The 21,214-nt window shown below is 35.0% G+C and carries 19 protein-coding genes; 14 read left to right on the top strand and 5 right to left on the bottom strand.

Translation table 11 applies throughout. The features are described from left to right. The first annotated feature begins 138 nt into the window (after positions 1 to 138). Genes FB2170_RS14135 through FB2170_RS14145 form a run of 3 tightly spaced genes read left to right on the top strand, consistent with a single transcriptional unit; the run spans position 139 to position 3,126 of the window. The gene (locus FB2170_RS14135; RefSeq protein ID WP_013307260.1) at positions 139 to 1,182 is read left to right on the top strand and encodes a glutaminyl-peptide cyclotransferase; all 1,044 of its coding nucleotides are present in this window, start codon (positions 139 to 141) and stop codon (positions 1,180 to 1,182) included. Next, a complete protein-coding gene (locus FB2170_RS14140) occupies positions 1,182 to 1,577 on the top strand; it encodes an acyl-CoA thioesterase (protein ID WP_013307261.1) in 396 nt (131 codons plus the stop codon). The genes FB2170_RS14135 and FB2170_RS14140 overlap by 1 nt, the downstream gene beginning before the upstream one ends. Before the next feature lie 19 nt (positions 1,578 to 1,596). Further along, entirely contained in the window at positions 1,597 to 3,126 is a 1,530-nt protein-coding gene (locus FB2170_RS14145; RefSeq protein WP_013307262.1) for a hypothetical protein, read from the top strand. Between the two features lie 132 nt (positions 3,127 to 3,258). Here the strand turns inward: FB2170_RS14145 and FB2170_RS14150 are convergent, their stop codons facing one another. Continuing rightward, positions 3,259 to 3,843 carry a PAS domain S-box protein gene (locus FB2170_RS14150; protein ID WP_013307263.1) on the bottom strand — a complete coding sequence of 195 codons (585 nt, stop codon included), beginning with the start codon at positions 3,841 to 3,843 and terminating at the stop codon, positions 3,259 to 3,261. 226 nt (positions 3,844 to 4,069) lie between these two features. Between FB2170_RS14150 and FB2170_RS14155 the strand changes: the two genes are divergently transcribed. The 6 genes from FB2170_RS14155 (at position 4,070) to FB2170_RS14180 (ending at position 10,135) form a co-directional block, all read left to right on the top strand. Then, positions 4,070 to 4,807 carry a LytR/AlgR family response regulator transcription factor gene (locus FB2170_RS14155; RefSeq protein ID WP_013307264.1) on the top strand — a complete coding sequence of 246 codons (738 nt, stop codon included), beginning with the start codon at positions 4,070 to 4,072 and terminating at the stop codon, positions 4,805 to 4,807. A 374-nt stretch (positions 4,808 to 5,181) separates the two neighbouring features. Further along, entirely contained in the window at positions 5,182 to 5,925 is a 744-nt protein-coding gene (locus FB2170_RS14160) for a LytR/AlgR family response regulator transcription factor (protein WP_013307265.1), read from the top strand. Positions 5,926 to 6,062: 137 nt separating this feature from the next. Further along, on the top strand, positions 6,063 to 6,434 hold the full coding sequence (locus tag FB2170_RS14165; RefSeq protein ID WP_013307266.1) for a hypothetical protein: 372 nt from the start codon (positions 6,063 to 6,065) through the stop codon (positions 6,432 to 6,434). A 93-nt stretch (positions 6,435 to 6,527) separates the two neighbouring features. Next, positions 6,528 to 8,636 carry an ATP-binding protein gene (locus tag FB2170_RS14170; protein WP_013307267.1) on the top strand — a complete coding sequence of 703 codons (2,109 nt, stop codon included), beginning with the start codon at positions 6,528 to 6,530 and terminating at the stop codon, positions 8,634 to 8,636. A gap of 16 nt (positions 8,637 to 8,652) precedes the next feature. Beyond that, the gene (locus FB2170_RS14175; RefSeq protein ID WP_013307268.1) at positions 8,653 to 9,324 is read left to right on the top strand and encodes a response regulator transcription factor; all 672 of its coding nucleotides are present in this window, start codon (positions 8,653 to 8,655) and stop codon (positions 9,322 to 9,324) included. A gap of 166 nt (positions 9,325 to 9,490) precedes the next feature. Continuing rightward, complete coding sequence (locus FB2170_RS14180; RefSeq protein ID WP_013307269.1) at positions 9,491 to 10,135, top strand: hypothetical protein; 645 nt, start codon at positions 9,491 to 9,493, stop codon at positions 10,133 to 10,135. Between the two features lie 11 nt (positions 10,136 to 10,146). Here FB2170_RS14180 and glyA read toward each other — a convergent pair whose 3' ends face one another. Continuing rightward, positions 10,147 to 11,421: a serine hydroxymethyltransferase gene (gene glyA / locus FB2170_RS14185; protein ID WP_013307270.1), complete on the bottom strand. Its 1,275-nt coding sequence runs from the start codon at positions 11,419 to 11,421 to the stop codon at positions 10,147 to 10,149. Between the two features lie 110 nt (positions 11,422 to 11,531). Between glyA and fahA the strand changes: the two genes are divergently transcribed. Both fahA and FB2170_RS14195 read left to right on the top strand, forming a co-directional pair. Then, positions 11,532 to 12,824 (top strand): fumarylacetoacetase, encoded by a 1,293-nt coding sequence (gene fahA, locus FB2170_RS14190; protein WP_013307271.1) that lies wholly within the window; start codon positions 11,532 to 11,534, stop codon positions 12,822 to 12,824. A 117-nt stretch (positions 12,825 to 12,941) separates the two neighbouring features. Then, positions 12,942 to 14,129: a hypothetical protein gene (locus tag FB2170_RS14195; protein WP_013307272.1), complete on the top strand. Its 1,188-nt coding sequence runs from the start codon at positions 12,942 to 12,944 to the stop codon at positions 14,127 to 14,129. Positions 14,130 to 14,166: 37 nt separating this feature from the next. Here the strand turns inward: FB2170_RS14195 and ytxJ are convergent, their stop codons facing one another. Next, a complete protein-coding gene (gene ytxJ, locus FB2170_RS14200) occupies positions 14,167 to 14,562 on the bottom strand; it encodes a bacillithiol system redox-active protein YtxJ (protein WP_013307273.1) in 396 nt (131 codons plus the stop codon). Positions 14,563 to 14,723: 161 nt separating this feature from the next. Between ytxJ and clpB the strand changes: the two genes are divergently transcribed. Together clpB and FB2170_RS14210 are read left to right on the top strand one after the other, a co-directional pair. Then, positions 14,724 to 17,324: an ATP-dependent chaperone ClpB gene (clpB, locus tag FB2170_RS14205; protein WP_013307274.1), complete on the top strand. Its 2,601-nt coding sequence runs from the start codon at positions 14,724 to 14,726 to the stop codon at positions 17,322 to 17,324. Between the two features lie 109 nt (positions 17,325 to 17,433). Then, positions 17,434 to 18,030, top strand: a complete 597-nt coding sequence (locus tag FB2170_RS14210) for a TetR/AcrR family transcriptional regulator (protein ID WP_013307275.1) — start codon at positions 17,434 to 17,436, stop codon at positions 18,028 to 18,030. Positions 18,031 to 18,039: 9 nt separating this feature from the next. Here FB2170_RS14210 and FB2170_RS14215 read toward each other — a convergent pair whose 3' ends face one another. Then, the gene (locus FB2170_RS14215; protein WP_013307276.1) at positions 18,040 to 19,773 is read right to left on the bottom strand and encodes a type IX secretion system membrane protein PorP/SprF; all 1,734 of its coding nucleotides are present in this window, start codon (positions 19,771 to 19,773) and stop codon (positions 18,040 to 18,042) included. 95 nt (positions 19,774 to 19,868) lie between these two features. On the opposite strand from FB2170_RS14215, the gene FB2170_RS14220 reads away from it, so the two are divergent. Then, positions 19,869 to 20,399, top strand: coding sequence for a SixA phosphatase family protein (locus FB2170_RS14220; RefSeq protein ID WP_013307277.1), 531 nt, complete (start codon positions 19,869 to 19,871; stop codon positions 20,397 to 20,399). On the opposite strand, the gene FB2170_RS14225 is transcribed toward FB2170_RS14220, so the two are convergent. After that, on the bottom strand, positions 20,377 to 21,129 hold the full coding sequence (locus FB2170_RS14225; protein WP_041633246.1) for a DUF6503 family protein: 753 nt from the start codon (positions 21,127 to 21,129) through the stop codon (positions 20,377 to 20,379). The genes FB2170_RS14220 and FB2170_RS14225 overlap by 23 nt on opposite strands. Positions 21,130 to 21,214 lie beyond the last annotated feature (85 nt).

A 21,214-nucleotide genomic window follows, 5' to 3' on the forward strand; every position in this document is an offset into this window, starting at 1 on the left:
ACAATCTTTTAAAACTTTTTCAATCGTTTTATATTCTAATTTTTATGAATTAACTTGCCTTTTTTATTGGCTTTCGTAAGTATTTCTTTTAGAGATCAATACGGAGATATTTCCTAAAAACATCAAACAAAAGTATTCATGAATCCATTTAAAGTATTAGTCTTTAACTTCTTTCTGCTATTTTTTGTTGCCTGCGGAAGCGGTAATACATCTGCATCATCGCTTTTTGAAATTCAATTGGAAGGCAATAAAACCAGCTTTAAGCAAAATCAATCAGTCGGAATTGCCATAAAGAACAAAAAGGAAAAATCAATCGATAAAATCATTTATACTATAGATGGTAAAGAACTGCAACTAAGCGGGAACAAAATAGCATTGGACCTAACAACTTTGGGAAACAAAATTTTAAAGGCAACCATCGGTTATGAAGATACTACCGCTGAAATATCAAAGAAGATAAAAGTTCTGGCACCAACTGCACCGGCATTATATACCTATGAAATTATCAATGAGTATCCACATGATATAAAAGCATATACTCAAGGTTTGGAGTTTCACGACGGCATACTCTATGAAAGCACAGGAAAAAAAGGTAGATCTTCTCTACGCAAAGTTGATTATAACACAGGCAAGGTACTAGCACAAATAGACTTGGAAAATACCCAATTTGGGGAAGGAATCACTATTATGAACGGGAAAATATATCAACTGACCTGGCAAAATGGTATTGGTTTTATTTATGACCTAACGGATTTTAAAAAGATAGATAGTTTCCAATATGGTCAAAGTAAAGAAGGTTGGGGACTTTGTCATGATGGTGAAAAAATATTTAAAAGCGACGGTACAGAAAAAATTTGGTTTTTGAATCCAGACACTTTGGCTGAAGAAGGTTTTATTCAGACCGTAACCAATAAATCGGTGTTCAATATGGCCAATGAATTGGAATATATTGATGGGAAAATTTACGCAAATGTCTACCAAAAGCCTAGCATGATGATTATAGATGCATTAAGTGGAGCAATAGAAGGAGTAATCAACTTTGGCGGGTTAAAGGAAAAAGTAACTAAACATGCAGATTTGGACGTACTTAATGGTGTAGCCTACCACCCCGAACGAAAGACTTTTTTTGTTACAGGAAAGAATTGGGATAAGATGTTCGAAGTAAATATTATTAAAAAATAATGGAACGCTTCGAAAAAAAAATACTCGTTTGCAAAGATGACCTAGATGATTTACAACATGTAAACAACGTTCGATATGTTCAATGGATACAGGACATTTCAAAAGAACATTGGCAAAATGTTGCACCAAAAGAAATGAAAACAGGAATTCTTTGGGTCGTTAAAAATCACAATATAGATTATGCAAGTTCAGCGGTCTTAGGTGATACTATTTTAATCAAGACACATATCGCCGCTACTAAAGGTGCTATTTCTGTTCGTTGTGTTGAAATGTATAATAATAAAACAAATCAACTTTTAGTGCGTTCACATACTGAATGGTGCTTGCTTAATGCTCTTACTTTAAAACCCATACGTATTTCTGAGGCCATAAAGGAGGTTTTCGTTAGCAAGTAAAAGAACAATGCCCTAAAAAATGCAACGGTATTTATATTTCATCTCCGTTTTGCTCCTAGTTATTTTATGGAGTTCTTGCCGTAAAGATTTTGAATATGCTGCCAATGTGGGCAATTTAGAGTTTTCGAAGGATACGGTATTCCTTGACACAATTTTTACTAATATCGGGAGCAGCACTTATACCTTAAAGGTTTACAACCCTAATAGAGATGATATCGAAATACCTACTATTGGACTAGAACAAGGCCAAAACAGTAAGTATAGGTTAAATGTTGATGGAGTTGCCGGCAAAGAATTCAGAAACATTCCCATTCTTGCCCAAGACAGTTTATTTATTTTCATTGAAACCACTTATGACCAATCGGCCAGCATAGATAATAAATTTTTATATACTGACGTTATTATTTTTGACTCTGGAATAAACCAGCAAGAAGTCCCTTTGATAACCTTGGTCAAGGATGCTGTTTTCTTATACCCTAGAACCCAAGCTGATGGAACAAAGGAAACAATTCTATTAGGTTTAGATGTAAATGGTGAAGAAATACACGCAGAAGGTTTTTATCTTGATGAAACTGAGTTGGAATTCAACAATGAAAAACCATATGTCATTTATGGCTTTGCTGCGGTAAAAGAAGGTGAGACCATAAATATCGCTGCAGGTAGTCGTTTGCATTTTCATAAAAATTCAGGGATCTACGTCTCAGACGGTGCCTCAATCAGCATAAATGGGTCATTAAGTAATGATCGTGATATTTTGGAGAATGAGGTTATTTTTGAGGGTGATCGTTTGGAACCAGAGTTTTCAAATATACCAGGACAATGGGGATTACTGTGGATCGCCTCGGGCAGTAACAGCAATAATATTGAATATCTAACTTTAAAAAATGCCACTACTGGTGTATTTGTTGAAGGCGATGAGCAACTCCTTTCTCCTACTCTAAACATACGAAACACTCAAATCTATAATAGTGCCAATACAAATCTTTGGGCCAAAAACGCCTTTATCGTAGCGGAAAATGTCATTCTTGGGGGTGCAGGCAATAATTCGTTACATTGTAACCTTGGGGGTAATTACACTTTTACCCATTCAACTATTGCAAATTATTGGATCCACGGATTCAGGACAGGAACGGCGTTAAGAATAGATAATCATGATCCAAATGAAGTTGGGGAATTAACCAAAGCCAATTTCTACAATTGTATTGTTGACGGTAATAATACCAGAGAACTGTCACTACAGGATAATGGAGTAAATCCATTCAACTTCCAATTTGACCATTCAATTATTAAATATAATGATGCGCCAGGTCAAACCAACAACAACCCTTTATATGATTTTGATGATACCTTATTATATAAACAAGTCTTTTTAAATGAAGATGTGGATTTTAGTGATGTTACAAAGAATATTTTTTGGATTGGCGAATCTTCCTTCGCCAAGGATAAAGGGGAACAAGAAAATGCACTACTTGTGCCATTTGATATTCTAGGCACAGATAGGACTATTTTACCAGATATTGGAGCATATGAATTGCCCTTACAGAATTAAGTCTTACAGATAATTAAACTTAGGGCAGATATACAAAATCAGATTTGTCATCTCTGCAAACAAATTGTTTTGATTTCCTTTATTTCGAAGAAAAGAGGAAAATTAAGACCATATACGCATGTAATTCCTCTTTTACTTCTTTTCAAAATTGGCAAATGAAAGGAATCCATCAATATTATCTCTATAAATAATTGGAAAAACTAAAAGTCTGCACACTATAGGGTAACCCAATTTGTGGTAGTTAGGGAATATTTCTGTAAAAAAAGAGTCTTTGGAGTGTTGTAACAAGTTAAAACTTCTTCTTAGATTCTCAGGAAAATCAGTGTGCCGCAGATAGTCCCCAGGGCGTTTACCTTTAATCTCTTTAAGTTCGTAACCTGTATGTTCCGCATACTTATCATTTATACTAACAACCTTGCCATTCTTGTCTGCAATGCAAATGGCGGGAAATTCCTTCCTAATATCCCTTAACTTCTTCATAAAAAGATCATCACTATTAGTCGGTAGTTTCATATCACCTTTTCCCAACAAAAGCCATTGTGGACTATAATCCTCAAATATTGTTAAAATTTTCATTAATCTTTCGTACCCAATATCTGCTCTACGTTCTATTGTTTTTAAAATATAACCTCTTGAAAATCCGCATAATGAATCAAATTTACTGCCACTTATTTCTAAATCTTTAAGGATTGCTTTTAACCTCTCATATATATCCATTATTGATTATTATTAAAATTCTTATTTATTTTGTATTAAAATTCCTCATAAAAATATTCAACAGAAGATTAAATTCGACAATGAACAGAGCTCATTGTAACCTTAAGATAAGAAATTATAGCCTCGTCAAGAAATTGAATGAGGTCAAAATTGAACTGAATAACGACACTTCTTAAAAAGTGAACAGGTTGGTAAAAAAATAGATCCATAGATGTAAAAGAATTAAATGCTTGTGGAATACAATTATGTTATCATATGCTCGGATCGCGATTTTAGTTTAGATTTAAAGTTTAGACTGAAGAAGTATGAAGATTTAGCATTCGTCTCGTTCGCAAAAGATAAAACAGAAGGTTTATTCGTTATTCTAAAACATCGTCCTGATATTGTTTTTATAAACTTGTCAAAAAATGCGCCAGAATATTTTAAGATGGTAGTAGAACTTCGGCAGTATTTTCATAATCTACCTATTATTATTGGTATTTCGAACGATAAGCAATATGTTTTTAAAGCAATAAAAAATCATTTCTTTGACTATTGGCTTTTACCTTACAGCGAATGGGACATAAGCAAGTCCTTACTACATGCCAAAGCACAAATACCTGAGAAAACCGAACCTAAAACTCTATGCCTAAAATCATATCGGGATTTTCAATATTTGAACACTGATGATATTCTATACCTCAAATCTGACAACAATACCACATGTTTCACTATGAAAAATAGCTCCGAAATAATTGCTTATAAAACCTTGAAGGTATTTGAAAAACAGTTACCAGAACAATTTAAACGTATTCATCAAAGCTACATCCTGAATACAGATTGTGTTTCGGGAATTAACTATGGAAAAAACCTCTGCACCATAGCATTCAATAACTCCCAAGTGCCTTTTTCTAAATCGTATATTAAAAATATTGATGAACTCAAGAAAAAGTTAGCGCAGTCTGCCATTTTCGCCAATAAGTGATTTTTTATTAATCAAGAAATCCAAGAAAAACAGGAATCGTATATCAGGAACCTATTTATTCTCTTTTAAATATCCCACTCTCATCATTTTGATCACCCTGAACCCCATACTTTTGTTTTAGACTCAACAGTATTGCAACTATACCAAGAGAAGAAAAAATACAAATGAATAGTGCCACATTAGCTACGAGCTATCAGAACCTACAAGTCAACATATGAAGGTGAATTTGTTATGGATTCATTTTTTTTGGAAGTTTTTTCCTTCAAATCATGGAATTTTTGTAAATTATATAGACAAACCTTACTTTTTATAAGGTTTTGCTGGTGTTCTTAGTCGCACACTATTATTAATTTTCCCCTATAAAGTCTAAACAATTGGAATTCAACTACTCCATCATTGATTCTGACGCAACTTCCAATTTGCAATTGCAGCATTTTTTGGAAGAATATGGAGATTTCTCATGTTCATCTTTAGCTAAAAATAGTAACGACGGTCTTAATTCGATTTTAAAATTTTCTCCCGACGTTGTTTTCGTAAATCTTAATGAAAATGCTTCCGAATATTTTCAAATGGTCATGGAGATGCATCAGTATGTGAAAAAAATTCCTGTCATTATAGGCATATCCAAGGCCAAGGAATATGCATACGATGCAATAAAAAATGGCTTCTTTGATTATTGGCTTAAACCATATAATGAATTTGACATTAGAAAATCATTGCTAAGGCTTAAAAAACATATACCAGAACCTGTACTGGGGATTTCACAACCCAAAACCATTTGTCTAAAATCGTACCGGGATTTCCAATATTTGAACGCTAGTGATATTATGTATTTGCAGGCCGATAATAATGCAACAAAATTCGTAATGAAAGATGGGTCAATGAGAAATGCTTTTAAAACCCTCAAAACGTTTGAAAGTATGTTACCAAATAATTTCGTGAGAATTCATCAAAGTTTCATTGTGAACACTGATTATATTTCGGGCATCAGTTATGGTAAATCTTTATGTTCATTAAAACTTCGCAACCTTCAATTGCCTTTCTCCAAATCGTATAGGGCAAATGTTGATGGCTTAAAAGCCGCATTGTCTAAAAACACAATATCTGCACTTACTTAGAAAAATCCTCTCAAAATTGGGTTAAATCCTCTCAAACCCTGGCTTTATACTCTCACTTTTTAAAAAAGCTGCTTATAGCAGCCATAGGTTATTAGTTTTATGTCATAATAAAACCAAAACTAAAAAAGAACAAAATTATGAAAAGAGCACTGAGTATTTTAGCAGTAGTAGCAATGACATTAGGATTATTGGCTACAACAACAGAAAACGAAATTCAAGATCAAGAAGTAATCACGTGCGATGATTGCGCTCACGATTCTGATGATAGGGAAACTTTGGCATGTGATGATTGCGCTCACGATTCAGATGATAGGGAAACTCTGGCATGTGATGATTGCGCTCACGATTCAGATGATAGGGAAACTCTGGCATGTGATGATTGCGCTCACGATTCTGATGATAGGGAAACTCTGGTATGTGATGATTGCGCACACGATTCTGACGATAGGGAAACTTTAGCATTTTGCGATGATTGCGCACATGATTCCGATGATCGTGAGACCGTATAAATAAGTAAGATTTTTTTTTACGAAATGGCTTTGAATTAATTTTCAAGGCCATTTTTTTGTTATCTTAGATATTATCTCTTGTTATCTATTTCTATGAACAAATCAAAATACTTCTTAATCCCTAAATGGTTATTGACATTAGTATTCGTATTATTAGCAGTTGCTTGTAACCAAAATAGAAATCAATCCAATATTTCGACAGTTGTTGAAAACGATAGTATTTCAATTTGGATTGAACACGGTAAGAATACAAAGATTTCCATAGAGGAAAGAACTAGATATTTAGAAATGGCTTATGAACAGGCTTCACAGTTAGCCAATGATTCTATAAAACCAAAGCACTTTTCAAAGCTATCAAATGCGTATTTAAAATTAAGGGATTCTTTGCTTTTTCTCAAAATGAACATGGAAAGTACGCAACTCGCCAAAGAAACTGGAGACAGTGTTTCTCTTGCTGAATCGCATTGGGATCTTGCAACATATTATAGGAATAATGGCTTACCTGATAGTGCCTACTCTAATTATCGCAATTCTTTTCTTCTTTATGATGCAATGAAAATTGAGAATCTTGCCGCTAGGATTTTATATAATATGGCTACCACCCAGAGTAGTATCAAAGATTATACAGGAGCGGAAATTAATGCGTACAAAGCAATAGAAATTTTTAAACCATTGAAGGATAATAGAAGGTTGTTTTTATGCTATAACCTGTTGGGTTCAACTTCTACACGATTGAAAGAGTATAAAAAAGCATTGGAGAATTTTAATAAAGCTGAAGAACACCTAAATGAACTGGCCGATGAGCAATTTAAAGCTGGGCAATATGCAGGTTTACAGAATAATTTAGGTAATGTATTTAAGTCGCAAAAAAAATTCAAATATGCAATTCCATATTATGAGAATGCATTATCAAAAGATAGTTTAAAATTTAAAAGACCTGATAGCTATAGCATGTATCTTGATAATTTGGCCAATAGTAGATTTAAATCTGGTGACACGGTTGGTGTAAAACAACAATTAAATGAGGCACTTGAAATTAGGATAAATCAAAAAGATATAGCAGGAATGGCAAAAAGCCACTACAGTTTGGCTGAATATTATTTAAAATACTGGGAAATCGATAAAGCATTGTTAAATGCCCAACTTTCAAAACAATATGCCATTCAGAGCACCAATAATACACGTTTACTAGAGAGTCTCAAGCTCCTAACGTTGATTGATAAGCCCAATATAGTTGATCATACTTCTGATTATATTGCTTTGAATGATAAATTAATTCAAGAAGAACGTCAGGCCAGGGATAAGTTCACTCGAATACGTTTTGAAACTAATGAGGTAAGTGCTCAAAATGAGGTGCTTACAAGAAAACAACAAATTTGGACAGGTGTTGCTTTTGTTATTTTTCTTATGGGTCTGGCCGTTTACATTATTCTGAACCAACGTTCAAAAAACCAAGCATTGCGTTTTCAGCAGCAGCAGCAGGCAAGTAATCAAGAAATCTTCGATTTAATGTTATCACAAAAACAAAAAATAGAAGACACCAAGAAAATGGAACAAAAAAGAATTTCAGAAGAGCTTCACGATGGTGTTCTTGGCAAAATGCTAGGTGCACGTATGGTGCTTACAGGCTTGAACAAAAGATCAAATGAAGAAGCCATTGAAGAACGTGCCTCTGCAATTGCTGCCCTAAAAGATGTTGAAGGGGAGGTCAGGGCAATTTCCCATGAGTTAAGCCATGCTGCATACCAAAACATAAACAACTTCATTAGTTCTATTCAAGAATTAATGAAAAACGTAGGAACTGCTAATAATATTGACCATACCTTTGATTATGATGAGGCCTTTGATTGGGATTCGATGTCTGGTGATATTAAGATAAACTTGTATCGGGTAGTTCAGGAAACACTTCAAAATGCTGTGAAACACTCAGAGTGTAAGAATATTTTGGTTAGCTTTGTAAGGGACAAAAATATATTGAATGTTACGATATCTGATGATGGCAAAGGCTTTAAATCGAAATCTGGTAAGAAAGGCATTGGTATGCGTAACATTGAATCTAGGATTGGTAAACTAAATGGTAATTGGGACATTAACAGTGTAGTTGGAGAAGGAACAAAAATTACCTTGAACATACCATTAAAAGAGAGCTTGGATAACCCTCAAATTTTAGTTGAGAAACAGAATTTACAAAAAATAGGATAGTACTAATAAAGGAAAAATGAAGATTGTACGACTTTTATCAGTTGATGACCACGCGATGACGGCAATGGGTTATAAGTATATTTTGGAAGGTTCAGAATTTGAAGATTTTCAAGTCAAAGTAGATACCATAAATACCTTTGAAGGAGCAATAGAAAAGATAGATTTCTCTGCCCGTTCATTGCGCTATGACATCCTTTTGTTTGACATATCACTATTTCCTGCTCATTCGAATGATACAAGAAGTGGCGAGGATTTAGGTATATATGCGCGAGAAAAAGTTCCAGAATCCAAAATTGTATTTATGTCCTCTTTTAGTGATAGTTATCGGATTAATAGTCTTTTCAAGACGGTTGACCCCGATGGGTATATGGTAAAATCGGAAATAGATGAGAAATCACTTTGCGCCATGGTTCGTACTGTGATGACAAAACCACCATATTATACAGCAAGTGCCTTATCCGCTATTCGTAAAAAAATGGCAAACGATTTTGATTTGGTTGATGAAACGGACAAAAAAATACTTCATCATATATCCACTGGTACAAGAACAAAGGACATTGGGCCTTTGATTTCAGTTGCTGGAACAACGGTTGAGTCCCGTAAAAGACAATTGAAACATTTGTTCGGAATTGAACATGGGAATGACATTGAACTGATAGAAGAGGCCAGGAAACGCGGTTTTATTTGATTTTTTTATTTCTACCATATCTTTAAGTTTCTGATTTTCAGCTTTTTACTTAAAATATAATTAATTATAAAGGGAAACCTTGGTTTTTATAAGGTTTTCCTAAGTTCTAATTCCACGGCATAAAGTTAAATTTATGGTTATCCAGAAGCCAACCTAATTTTAGCACATGCCTTTAGATTCAGAAAAGTTTGATAATATCTTACCAAATCGAAATACCAAAACCGCATGTTTTGTTGGCTTAAAGGATTTTGTACAAAGTTTAGAAAAACATTTTTTCTCTAAAATTACGGTCCGAGATAATTCCTCAAATGTTCATCAAATCAATTTGGTAATAGAATTAGAGTGCAATTTAACTTTGTTTGAAATGCTATTACACTCTGATAAAGGAAATTGGGGCGCTTTCAATCAGTCAAGATACTCTCTTGATGCTGAAATTGAAGTTCTGGAAGAAAAGAACAAGGTTTCAATTGATGTAGATGAGTTTTCAATAATACTTAAGGACACTAATATTGTCATTGATAAAATATACAACCGAAGTATATCAAATCAACTAGATAGTATTTTCAATGAATTGAATAAACACCAATTCCAGCTTACAAAGGGAAATTCAGAAGTCCCGTATGAAATCTTTGTAGCTGTATTCGAGGAAGATTTATTGCAAAGCGTGCAACTGGATGTTCCGAAAACAAAAAAGACCCAAAATTATTCAAGTTTTTGGGCCTTATATTTTGATTCTGAAGAAGATGCTGTAATCTATGATTTAAAAAAATCTAGAATCATTTATGAAGATTTATATATGTTAAATCAGTAGTTAGGCAGATTTTATGCATTGAACAATGCCCTACCTTCCATTAACGCATTAACTTCTTCTCTTACCTTTGAAATTACTTCTTCATTCTCAGGATTGGTCAAAACCCTATCCACTAAATCAACTATTGTTTCCATTTCAGGCTCTAACAACCCTCGGGTAGTAATTGCGGCAGTACCAAATCTTATTCCAGATGTAACAAAAGGTGATTTATCATCAAAAGGAACCATATTCTTATTTGCCGTTATATCTGCCTTTACCAAGACTTTTTCGGCATCTTTACCTGTAATATCTTTGTTTCTCAGGTCAATCAACATCATATGATTATCTGTACCACCTGATATAATATTATAATCTTTGGCAACGAACGCAGCAGCCATTGCAGCAGCATTTTTCTTTACTTGAATCATATAATTTAAATATTCATCTGTCAAAGCTTCGCCAAAAGCAATTGCCTTGGCAGCAATTATATGCTCCAAAGGCCCACCCTGATTTCCTGGAAAAACTGCTAAATCCAAAAGACCTGACATTTTTCTTAAGTTCCCGTTTTTTAAGCGGATACCAAATGGGTTTTCAAAATCCTGCCCCATTAGAATAAGCCCGCCACGAGGTCCTCTTAATGTTTTATGTGTAGTAGTGGTAACGACATGACAATGAGGAATTGGGTCATTAAGAATGCCTTTTGCTATTAAACCGGCTGGGTGTGCAATATCTGCCATTAATATGGCATCAACACTATCGGCAATTTCACGAAAACGTTTAAAGTCCATATCCCGTGAATAAGCCGATGCTCCTGCAATAATCAAATTTGGTCTTTCTTTTTCGGCAATTTCCTGAATCTTATCATAATTTAAAATACCTGTTTCGGCTTCTACTCCATAAAAAACGGGGTTATATAATTTTCCAGAAAAATTGACCGGAGAACCATGCGTTAAATGTCCACCATGAGAAAGGTCAAAACCTAAAATCTTATCCCCTGGCTTTAAAAAAGCATGGAATACAGCGGCATTTGCCTGTGAACCAGAATGAGGCTGTACATTGGCATAAGCAGCACCAAATAGTTCCTTGGCTCTATCAATGGCAATTTGCTCAACTTGATCAACCACTTCGCAACCACCATAATATCTTTTACCAGGATAGCCTTCGGCATATTTATTGGTTAGTACGGACCCAGCAGCTTCCATCACCTGCGGACTGGTAAAATTTTCCGATGCTATGAGCTCAATTCCGTTTAATTGCCTTTCTTTTTCTTCTTCTATTAAATCAAAAATAAGTTGGTCGCGTTGCATATTACTAGTTCTGTTAAATGAGCGGTAAAAATACAAATTGCCAATTGGTTATTAATAGAAAATAATATATTTGATAAGGAATTTATCAAACACAAATTAACAATCGATTTATGTCTATTACCGCAAATAATCCAAGTTTAAAAACATGGGTTCCTACTCATGAAAACACTGACTTCCCCATTCAAAATATTCCATTTGGAGTTTTTTTGACCAGAGATGATATCATTACAATTGGAACCAGAATCGGAGATACAGCAATTGACTTAGGCGCAATGCACCAATTGGGATACTTTGAAGGTATCCCGTTAACCGATGATATTTTCCTTCAAGACACCTTGAATGATTTTATTTCCGACGGAAAAAAAACTTGGAGACTTGTACGAAATCGTATTAGTTCTATCTTCAATATTGAAAACAAAACACTACAGAATAATCAAGATCACAGGAACACCGTTCTTTTTGATATTGATGAAATAGAAATGCAATTACCAGTACAAATAGGCGATTATACTGATTTTTATTCAAGTCGCGAGCATGCAACAAATGTTGGCACTATGTTTCGTGATCCCGAGAATGCGCTAATGCCCAACTGGCTTCACATACCGGTTGGTTATCATGGAAGAAGTTCTACCATTATTCCGAGTGGAGTTCCAGTACATAGACCAACAGGACAAACCATGCCAAAGGGAGCAACAGAACCTGTTTTTGGACCATCAAGATTAGTGGACTTTGAATTGGAAATGGCCTTTATCACTACTGATGCCAACAAAATGGGCGAATCTATCTCTGTCAATGAAGCCGAGAATCACATTTTTGGTATGGTTTTGTTCAATGATTGGAGTGCACGTGATATACAGAAGTGGGAATATGTTCCGTTAGGCCCTTTCTTGGCCAAGAGTTTCGCTTCTTCAATCTCGCCATGGATCATAACCCTAGATGCTTTGGAGCCCTATCGAGCTAAGAGTCCTAGCCAAAATCCAGAACCTTTACCTTATTTAACTCAAAGTGGCGATCATAGTTTTGATATTCAACTGGAATTAGACATTGTTACTGATAAAGGTGTCTCAACTACAGTTTCAAAATCTAATTTCAAATATATGTATTGGACCATGGCCCAGCAATTGGCTCACCATACAGTAAATGGCTGTAAAGTCAATAGTGGAGATATGATGGGCAGTGGAACCATTTCTGGCCCTACACCCGATTCTTATGGCTCTATGCTCGAACTGGCTTGGCAAGGCACCAAACCAGTTGAACTAAATGATGGTAGCGAACGAAAGTTTATTCATGACAATGATACCGTTGTAATTAGGGGCTTTTGTGAAAAAAACGGTCAAAAACTAGGTTTTGGTGAAGTGTCCACAAAATTACTCCCGGCATTCGAATCCAATTCCAACAAATAATACACAAAAAGGTTTTTTCAACGAGACAATACGATAGTTTATCGTTTTACGTTATCAACAAAGACAGTTTTGGCACGAGTGTTGAAATTGTACATTGAAACGGTAAATCTAAATGTCATGAGAAAAATTTTACTATTAAGCGGAATTTTACTTTTTCTTATTGCCTGTGGTGGTGTCAAAAAGACCCAACAGGCCGTAAACACTGGTAATTATTTGAACGCCATCAACAATGCCGTTCAAAAACTGTCCAACAATAAAGACAAAAAAGGAAATCAAACCTATGTTCTTTTATTAGAGGAAGCTTTCCAAAAGAATGTGGAAAGAGAGATGGAGCATATTGCTTACCTCAAAAAAGATGGCAACCCTGCCAATCTTGAGGCAATATACAATGGTTATAAAAACTTGAATCGTATTCAAGAAACCATTAGACCTTTACTCCCTTTGCAAATACAAGAGGAGAAAAGATACGCAGAATTTGCTCTTATTAATTACAATACCAACATAATTGCGGCAAAGGAAGAACTTTCCTCCTATTTATACCAAAATGCATTGGGTCTATTGAAAAACGCCAGCAATAAATGGGATTACAGAAAGTCTTTCGATGATTTTGTTTACTTAAATGAAATAAATCCAGGTTATTCTGATAGCAAGGATAAAATGGAGGAAGCATATGACAAAGGTCAAGATTATGTGAAAGTTGGTATGATCAACAACACAGAAAAAATTATTCCTGTGAAGTTAGAAGAGGAGTTATTAAACTTCAACACCTTTGGATTAGAAGATAAATGGACAAAGTACCATACCAATCATCTTTCCAGTATTTCATATGATTATGACATGCAGATTGAATTGAGAGACATTAACATCTCTCCAGAGCGGGTAAATGAAAAACAAATCATAAAAGAAAAGCAAATCAAGGATGGTTACCAATATGCGTTGGACAATGACGGTAATGTTGTAAAAGATAGCTTAGGTAATAAGATAAAAGTGGACAAGTTCAAAACAGTGAAATGTAACTTTTATCAATTTACACAATTCAAAACTGCGCAAGTTGCAGGCTTGGTTAGCTTTTTAGACTTGGAAACAAAACAACAACTAAACTCCTACCCATTATCAAGTGAGTTTGTTTTTGAACACGTATATGCCAATTATGATGGTGACAAAAGGGCTTTGGACAATGATTTAGTTTCACTGCTGAATCTAGCGGCAATACCATTCCCGACTAATGAACAAATGGTCTATGATGCAGGTGAAGACCTTAAAAATAGATTAAAAGGTATTGTTACCAGTCATAGGTTCAACTAATAAAAAAGGCCCCGATAAAATATCGGGGCCTTTTTTATTATATATATTCACTTAGCCCTACATCATTGATGCCCCCATGAGAACTATGTGCTATTGCAACTCCATTTCGAATAACAAGTAGCTGTGGCGACTGGTGCATTACTTGGAATTTATATCCTGTTTCATTTGACACTTCTCTATAACTATGCAAATCCAAATAATAAACATCAAATTGCTCTTCTGAAAATTCATAGCTATTATTAAAAGTATTTAATACCATCCTGCTTATCCCACAAGTTGTAGAATGTTTGAAAATAAGCTGCGTTTTATCACTTGATTTTTCTGCAATTTCATCCAATTGATCAACAGACACCAATGGTTTCCAAGGTACCCTGTGGCCAGTTTTTCCATCATCATCTTTTGTCTTTCCAAATAGATTATTGAATAATCCCATATTTCATTTTTGTTTTAAGTCGCATAAAGAGTAATTCCTTACTACTGCCGAAATGTCCTGATTCTGTTAGATTTAAACGCCATTTTGTCTGCTTGATTCGCTTGGTAGGGTTGTTGACATTAATGAACCAAAAGTAAACTATAACTAGAAAACACTATAAAATGAACTTTAATAATTTCACAATAAAATCACAGGAGGCCATTCAACTCGCCCAGCAAGTTGCACAAGAAAGGGAGCATCAGCAAATTGAAAACGAACATATTTTTAAGGCAATTTCACAAGTAGATGAAAATGTTTTACCATTTATTTTGAAAAAACTAAGCGTTAATTCAAACTTATTGAATCAGATTCTTGAAAAAGAACTGGAAAGTTTGCCAAAAGTTTCTGGAGGCGAAATCATGGTTTCCCGAGAGGCAGGCAAAAGCTTGACCGAAGCAGGTATTATCGCCAAAAAAATGGAAGATGAGTTTGTTTCAATTGAACACCTGTTACTTGCCATTTTAAAATCCAAAAGCAAGATTTCGCAAATACTAAAAGATCAAGGGGTAACCGAAAAGGATCTTAAGGCTGCCATTGAAGAACTTCGCAAAGGCGGAAAAGTCACCTCACAGAGTGCAGAAGAAACATACAACTCTTTGGAAAAGTATGCTAGAAACCTAAACCAAATGGCAGATAGCGGTAAGCTAGATCCTGTCATTGGGCGTGATGAAGAAATTCGACGCATTCTTCAGATACTTTCGAGAAGAACCAAAAATAACCCCATGCTCGTAGGTGAACCCGGTGTGGGTAAGACAGCAATTGCCGAAGGATTAGCCCATAGAATAATTCAGGGTGATATTCCCGAAAACCTAAAAGATAAAATTATCTATTCTTTGGATATGGGTGCACTTATTGCCGGAGCAAAATATAAGGGTGAGTTTGAAGAACGATTGAAAGCCGTAATAAAGGAAGTTACTTCTTCCGATGGGAACATTGTTTTGTTTATTGATGAAATCCACACCCTTGTAGGTGCTGGAGGCGGTCAAGGAGCAATGGATGCAGCGAACATACTTAAACCAGCACTGGCAAGAGGTGAACTTAGGGCGATTGGTGCCACTACTTTGGATGAATATCAAAAGTACTTTGAAAAAGACAAAGCCTTAGAAAGAAGATTTCAAAAAGTAGTGGTCAATGAACCAGAAACTGAAAGTGCGATTTCCATATTGAGAGGAATCAAAGAAAAATATGAGGCACACCACAAAGTTCGTATTAAGGACGAAGCAGTAATTGCTGCTGTTGAACTTTCTCAACGCTATATTACCAATCGCTTTTTGCCAGACAAGGCTATTGACCTAATCGACGAGGCTGCCTCTAAACTGAGAATGGAAATCAACTCAAAGCCTGAGGAACTAGATGTACTTGATAGAAAAATAATGCAACTTGAGATTGAAATTGAGGCAATCAAACGTGAAGATGACAAGGCCAAGTTAAAACTATTAAATGTTGATCTTGCTAATTATAAGGAAAAACGAAATGGAGTTTTTGCTAAATGGGAAAGTGAAAAATCTGTCGTAGATGCTATTCAAAAAGCTAAACAGGACATTGAAGACCATAAACTAGAAGCTGAACGTGCCGAAAGAAGTGGTGACTACGGAAAAGTTGCCGAGCTTAGATATGGAAAAATTAAAGAAGCTCAGGAGAATTTGGACGTTTTGCAAAATGAACTTCTAGAGCAACAGAAAGGAGATACACTCATAAAAGAAGAAGTCACCAATGAGGACATAGCTGAAGTCGTTGCCAAATGGACAGGGATTCCCTTAACTAAAATGCTTCAAAGTGAGCGGGAAAAATTGTTAAAGCTTGAAGAAGTGTTACATAAACGAGTAGTTGGTCAAGAAGAGGCCATACAGGCAGTTTCAGATGCCATTCGAAGAAGTAGAGCGGGGTTACAAGATACTAAAAAGCCAATCGGATCTTTCCTTTTCTTAGGAACAACCGGTGTTGGTAAAACTGAGCTTGCAAAAACCCTAGCGGCCTATTTATTCGATGACGAAAATGCAATGACCAGAATAGATATGAGTGAATATCAAGAAAGGCACTCTGTAAGTAGATTGGTTGGTGCACCTCCAGGATATGTGGGTTATGACGAAGGTGGCCAGTTAACAGAAGCCGTTAGAAGAAGACCTTATTCAGTAGTATTATTGGATGAAATTGAAAAAGCACACCCAGATACTTTCAATATTCTGTTGCAAGTACTTGATGAAGGAAGGCTAACTGACAACAAAGGTAGAGTCGCTGATTTCAAAAACACAATAATCATTATGACCAGTAATATGGGCAGTCATATTATTCAAGAAAAGTTTGAAAACAATAAAGACATCCATAGTGCTTCGGAGACTGCCAGAATTGAAGTTCTAGGTTTATTGAGAAAAACAATTCGACCAGAATTCCTTAATAGAATTGATGACATTATTATGTTCACTCCTTTAAGTAAATCAGATATAACCCAGATTGTGGTTCTTCAAATAGAGCAATTGAAAAAAATGCTCAGTAAGCAGCATATAACAATTGATGCCACCAATGAGGCAATCACACATCTCGCTAATAAGGGTTATGACCCGCAATATGGGGCCAGACCCATTAAAAGAGTAATACAAAAAGAGGTGCTAAATAGTCTGTCCAAAGAATTGTTGAGTGGATCCATAAAAACTGACAGCATAGTTTTGATAGATTCTTTTGATGACCAACTGGTCTTTAGAAACCAAAGTGAATTAGTGAATTAATTTATTTTATCATATAAAAAGGCATTCGTAAACTGAATGCCTTTTTTTATCAAAAATATATACCATACAGTATATAGTTTTTTTTATATTCGTATAAAATAGCCATCCAATGACCACAAAAGCCGAAAGAACTACCGCTTTTATAATTGAAACTGTTGCACCAGTCTTTAATAAGCACGGTTATATTGGCACGAGTATGAGCGATTTGACAGAAGCGACAGGTCTTACAAAAGGTGCCCTTTATGGTAATTTTGAAAACAAGGAAGCTTTGGCATTAGCGGCCTACGAATACAGTATCGACAAATTGCTTTTAGAGATTGATAGTCGATTGAATATTGAAGGAGGTTCTCTGGAAAAGCTTTTCTCTCTCACAAAATTTTATCGAAATTACGATGTTTTCACTAACGAAATGGGAGGATGCCCCGTTTTGAATGTTGGTGTTGACGCACAACATAATAACAAACAATTAGCAGCTGCGGCAAGTGAAACCGTCAAAACAATTGAAGGAAAGATTGCTCTGATCCTTGAAAATGGAGTCAATAATAATGAACTTCGATTACCGGTACCTCCCCTACAATTTGCGAAACAATTGTACACTATGCTTCAAGGTGCTATTACAATGAGTACCATTACAAAAGATCGTAAATACCTTATGAACACAGTTGCCTATATAGAGGTCTTGGTTAAGAAAGAAATTAAGAAGTAAACATTTATCTTATTTCGCTACCACCCTATAAATCCAGGTTTTCTCAGCATAACGACCATTAAATTTTCCATCTCTAGCTTTTCTTGCTTCCCCCATGGTATCATATCGTTCTAGATATACATAATTATACTTATTACGGCTTCTAAAGAACGATTTAGGCTGTAAACCTTTTTTATTTAGGTCAGCCATAAAAGCATCGAAATATCTCTTAGTTCCAAAAACGTTCGCTATTAAGTAATAACCTGGAGTAAGACCATCTTCACCAACAACCTCCTCATATTTCTCACCAGCCTGTGGCTTATCCTCCTCTGTCTTCTGCGCAATTTCAGCTAATCTCGCTTTTTCCTTAGCAGCTGCTTCGGCAGCAACCTTGATTGCATTTATAGAATCAACCTTTCTTTGTATTTCTTTTTGTTGTGCATCGGCCAATGCGTCTGCTTCCTTCGCTTTTTTAATTGAATCCTGCCTAACTTGTTCTTTTTGCTTATTTACCTCCGCAATCGATTTTGCTTTGTTAGCAGCAGTAATTGAGTCTAAGCGTTTCTGCTTTGTTATCCTTTGTAATGCTAAAGCTTCTTTCTGCTTCGATCTGCTAATAGAATCTGCCTTTCGATTCTGTTCCTTCTTTAAATCGGCAGCTAAATCAGCTTCTTTCTTAACTAAAGCAAGTGAATCTCTTGTTTTTCTTTTTAATTCTTTGGCTTGCTGCTGCTTCTCTTTTTTAAGGGCTAAAGTTTCTGCTTTCGACAATTCATCTTTTATCTTTTCATTCTCAGCAATCTCTTCCAATGACTCTTCTTTAGGTTCTTCGAACGATTTAATCTTTTTTCTTGGTTTAATTCTTCCAAAATCAAAAGAAGTAACCAATTCAAAAGTAGGGTCTTTTTCTTTTAATCCAGATTCAGTACCAAATTCTGCCAAGACCCCAAGTGAAAATCTATTAAAAAACTTACCACCGCCTCCAATGGAAATTCCATAAAAACTATTATATCCGGCTTGGGCCCAAAACCTATTAGTAATAAGGCTTGTGTTCAACCCGATTTGTTTGCTAAACCCAGGTATGGCCTTGAAATAAATAACAGGGCTAATAAATGCCGAATTTTCTAATTCACCTACACTTAAAGGAAAAACATAGCCTACTGTACCCAGAATAATCTTATCCGCAGAAAATGGACTATTTTCCTTAGTAGTAATGTTATATCCAATCAAATTTTCAGATACAAGACCCAAACTAAGCTTGTCATATCTAAAGAGTATACCTGGAGCAATTTGAACTATAAAATCTTCTGTATTGCTTTGTAAGGGCAATTGTATTTGAGGATCTATCTGGAAACGGTCATCTGCCAACTGATTTAAGTAAGCAAAAACATTTATTCCTAAAGAAATCTGCACATTATCAGCGAAATCATATGTCCTTGAATAATTAACAACACCCCCAGTGTTTAAGTAAACCCCTGTATTATGCTGGTAAAAACCTACCCCCATTGATGATGAATCATCTAATCTACCCGTGTAATTTAGAAACAAAGTGGTTGGGTCACCATCTATCATTTGCCATTGCCAACGAGTCCATAGTCCTATGGATTGAGAACTTTCGTAGTTGCTCGAGAATGCCGGATTGAAAAGAACAGAGTTACTACTTGTAAGATTATGCTGCCTCAAATCTAAAGGAAGGCCAACTTCTTGTGAATTCATTGCACAGGCAATCAAAAAAAATAAAATAGAGAGTTTGGCTTTTGGCATATGCAAAAAAACGAAAAACCATGGGTTTTACATACTTTTTTAGGGTATTTTTAGTTAGATTAAAAGAAATATCCTAACCAAACTAATTATCTATTATGAAGGTTTTAAAAACGTTATTCATTTTTGTTTTTGTATTAAGTGTTTTAAGTTGTGAAGACGAACCTAAGATTGAAGATAGTGTTTCAACTTTTTATTTTATTAGACATGCAGAAAAAGACAGGTCTGACAAAGAAAATATTGATCCAGAATTAACCCAAGATGGTTTGGGCAGGGCAATGCATTGGGCAGAAATTATCGATGATGTACCTATTGATGCGATTTACACTACAGATTATGAACGAACCCAGATGACGGCTGCGCCTTCTGCGGTAAAAAAGAATCTAACTGTGCAGATTTATGATCCCAGAACCATCGACATCGAACAATTCAAAGCAGATAACTTAAATAAAAAAGTTCTAGTTGTGGGGCATAGCAACACTACACCAGACTTTGTTAACAAAATGATCGGTCAAGAAAAATACAGTCAAATTGATGATCATCAAAACGGTAGCCTTTTTATTGTTGAAATTGTAAATGATATTGCTACCGATATGCGATTGAACTTTAATTGTAACTGCTCGGACTAATTATTATATTTTTTAATTCAATGCGGGATAACAACTCTAACTCACCTTTAATGAACAAACTGTCTATTTTGTAAATAGATTGATTTTTAAGCTTCGGTTTCAAGTTTTTGTAATCTACAAAGCGAATACCACTAACTATTCTTTCATTGTAGGCCTCTCTAAATCTTAATCCACCGTCATTCACATGAAACTCATAGGCTAAATAGTCTGGCTTTAATGTTTTTACATTAAACCAATAAATATACACGTCATCAAAATCGTCGCCACCATTTTCTTGGCTAAACGTCACTTTTATTTTATAATATTCTTTATCCTTTATCACAATTTCACCCAAATATTCTTTCTTAACAGCAGGATCATTCAATCCGTAAGGTAAATAAGCAAAATAGTGAACCGAATTCACCGAGTTACCATATGAATTTGACAAGGAGTCTGGAAGTTGCGTCAATTTCCCATCAACATATCTCTCAAATCGATTGTTAGTTTTAATATCAATCAAATCCAATGTATCATTTTTTCGAATTCGTTTCAACACTTTCTTTCCATCAACCCGCTCCATGACATAATTCCTATCCCTAAAATCAAAAGAAACATTACTTGCCCCATAAAGCTCCCCTCCACTTATCTCAATACTTTTGTCAACAATTTGTTGTGCATTTAATTGAGAATGTTGTTTCTCTTTACAAGAAATAAATCCAACAAATAGTACAATCATCAAAATCTTTTTCATATTCTTCTTTTGTATAGAGTTCGTAAATGTGCTTTTAACTTTACAAAAATCAACTATTAAATCTGTTTTAATGAAGTTGTAGATA

The organism is Maribacter sp. HTCC2170, assembly GCF_000153165.2.
Taxonomy (GTDB): Bacteria; Bacteroidota; Bacteroidia; order Flavobacteriales; family Flavobacteriaceae; genus Maribacter_A.